This window comes from Actinomadura sp. NPDC048032 (assembly GCF_040653175.1).
In the GTDB taxonomy this organism is placed as follows: domain Bacteria; phylum Actinomycetota; class Actinomycetes; order Streptosporangiales; family Streptosporangiaceae; genus Spirillospora; species Spirillospora verrucosospora.
This window is the reverse complement of the sequence record NZ_JBEZJP010000718.1, coordinates 1-2,259: the sequence shown is the minus strand read 5'-3', so window position 1 is coordinate 2,259 and position 2,259 is coordinate 1. Positions and strand designations below refer to the sequence as shown.

Below are 2,259 nucleotides of genomic sequence, written 5' to 3'. Positions count from 1 at the left end.
GTCGGGGTTCGAGACGAAGAAGGCCGCGCTGAACTGGGGTGAGGAGCAGGCCCTCGTCCGGCGGCCCGGCGGGGGCGGCGACCCGCACCTCGAACGCCTGGCCGTAGTAGCGCAGGTCGGCGGAGCGGGCGAAGCGGCGGCGGTCCTCGGGGAACCCCTCGCGCGCCAGGGCCTCGGCGGCCTCGGATTCGAGGTCGGCGTAGACGCCGGCGAGGAGCGCGGGGTCGAGCTCGGCGTCGCGGACGACGCGGGTCCGGACGTAGTCGTTCTTCACGTCCACGGTGAGCAGCCCGAAGGCCGACAGGTTGCCGGGGTTCTCCGGGACGACCGCGGCGGGCAGGCCGAGGACGTCCAGCAGCCGGCACGCCAGCAGGGGCCCGGAGCCGCCGAACGCGACGAGCGGGTAGTCGCGCACGTCCAGGCCGCGCTTCACGGTGATCTGCCGGATGGCGTTGGCCTGGTTCCACGCGGAGATCTCCAGGATCCCGGCCGCGGCCCGCTCCACGGAGAGGCCGAGGTCCGCGGCGAGGGCCTCCAGGCCCCGGCGGGCGGCGTCCACGTCCAGGGGCACCTCGCCGCCCAGCAGGTGCGGCGGGATGCGGCCGAGGACGGCGTGCGCGTCGGTCACCGTGACCTCGGCGCCGCCGCGCCCGTAGCACAGCGGCCCCGGATCGGCCCCGGCGCTGCGCGGCCCGACCTTCAGCGCTCCGTCGGGCGAGCGCCACGCGACCGACCCGCCGCCCGCCCCGACGGTCACGATGTCGATCATCGGGATCTTGACGGGGTGGCGGCCGATGGACCCCTCGGTGGTGAGGGTGGGCTCGCCGTCCAGGACGACCGCGACGTCGGTGGACGTCCCGCCGCCGTCCAGCGTCACCACCGAGCCGCGGCCGCTGCGCGCGACCACGAACGCCGCGCCGAGCGCCCCGGCCGCCGGGCCGGACAGCACGGTCGTGATCGGCTGCCGCGCCACCTCCTCCGCCGACAGGACGCCGCCGTTGCTCTTCATCACCAGCAGCCGCGCCGCGACGCGCTCGGCGATCCGCGCGAGGTAGCCGTTCATCGCGGGCTTGACGGCGGCGTCGACGAGCGTCGTCACCGACCGCTCGTACTCGCGGTACTCGCGCAGCACCTCGCACGACAGCGACACCACCGCGTCCGGGTGCTCCCGGGCCAGCACGTCCCGCATCGCCAGCTCGTGGGACGGGTCGGCGTAGGAGTGCAGGAAGCACACCCCGATCGCGAGGACGCCCTGGTCGCGGAACCAGCGGGCCGCCGCGACGGCCGACTCCTCGTCGAACGGGCGCAGCTCGGCGCCGGTGTGGTCGAGCCGCCCGCCGACCGCCCGCACCCGGTGCGCGGGGACGATTCGCGGCGGCTTCACCCAGAAGTAGCTGTTGCCGTAGCCGTCCGGGACGCTCTGCCTGGCGATCTCCAGGATCGACTCGAAGCCCTCGGTGGTGACGAGCCCGAGGTCGTCGATCCGGTCCTCCAGCAGGCGGTTCGTGGCGACCGTCGTGCCGTGCGACAGCGCCGCCACGTCCGCCGGCTCCGCGCCGGTCAGCCGCAGGATCTTCGCGACGCCGTCGGCGAACCCCTCGGCCGGGTCGGCGGGCGTCGAGGGCGTCTTGGTGGTGACGAGCGCCCCGTCGCCGTCCAGCGCGACGACGTCGGTGAACGTCCCGCCCGTGTCGATGCCGATCCTCAGCCGCCTCACCATGCACAGAGGTCTACCGGACGCCGGCCACCTGCGAAACCGTCGCAACCTGCCAACGGAGGCGTCGTTCTTTCGTGACCGGCGTGCGGATAGGCTGAGCAGCTCTGTCCTGTCCGCACATCTGACGACCGCTGGAGCCCGTTCATGGCGCTTGAACGCCCCGAGATCGACTTTCCCGAGGGCCAGCCGCCCGCGTACCTCGACATCACCGACATCACCGAGGGCGACGGCCCGGAGGCCGTCAAGGGCTCGCGTGTGTCGATGCACTACGTCGGCGTGTCGTGGTCGACCGGCGAGGAGTTCGACGCGTCGTGGAACCGCGGCGGCACGTTCGACTTCGAGCTCGGCTCCGGCCGCGTCATCAAGGGCTGGGACATGGGCATCGTCGGGATGAAGGTCGGCGGCCGGCGCAAGCTGGTCATCCCGGCGCACCTGGCCTACGGCGACCGCAGCCCGAGCCCCGCCATCAAGCCCGGCGAGACGCTCATCTTCGTCGTCGACCTGGTCGGCGTCAGCTAGCGGCTTCCGGCGGCGGGTGCCCC

At 73.7% G+C, this 2,259-nt stretch carries 2 protein-coding genes; one reads left to right on the top strand and one right to left on the bottom strand.

All coding sequences use genetic code 11. The features are described from left to right. Window positions 1–1,720 (bottom strand): hydantoinase/oxoprolinase family protein (locus AB0C69_RS41465; protein WP_360362241.1); only part of this gene is annotated, 1,720 nt, incomplete at its 3' end. Window positions 1,721–1,861: 141 nt separating this feature from the next. On the opposite strand from AB0C69_RS41465, the gene AB0C69_RS41460 reads away from it, so the two are divergent. After that, window positions 1,862–2,236 (top strand): FKBP-type peptidyl-prolyl cis-trans isomerase, encoded by a 375-nt coding sequence (locus AB0C69_RS41460; RefSeq protein ID WP_360362238.1) that lies wholly within the window; start codon window positions 1,862–1,864, stop codon window positions 2,234–2,236. Window positions 2,237–2,259: the final 23 nt, after the last annotated feature.